General features: G+C 37.3%; 1 pseudogene. It reads right to left on the bottom strand.

Annotated features, from left to right (window positions below):
• A pseudogene (locus AAEY72_RS15995) lies at positions 1 to 244 on the bottom strand (tetratricopeptide repeat protein); the annotation flags it as partial.

The following is a 244-nucleotide window of genomic DNA, read 5'->3' on the forward strand; positions in this document are numbered from 1 at the left end:
CATATGATCTTTGTTATTAATTTCTATCGACTTCTGTAACGCTTTTTCGTAAGTCTCAATAGCTTCTTCTAGCTCTTCGGTGAAATCAGCCAATGTTTCCCACTGTACAGGGTGATCCTTCGCTGTATTTTCGTTTTCAATACAAATAGCTTTTAGCTCAGCATATAAAGATTCAAACTGTTTAGTATCATTTTTATTAGCCGCTGCCATCAGCTTTTCCGCCAAATCGTGAACCGCTTTGTAT

Source organism: Psychrobacter sp. W2-37-MNA-CIBAN-0211 (assembly GCF_040309405.1).
Taxonomy (GTDB): domain Bacteria; phylum Pseudomonadota; class Gammaproteobacteria; order Pseudomonadales; family Moraxellaceae; genus Psychrobacter; species Psychrobacter glaciei.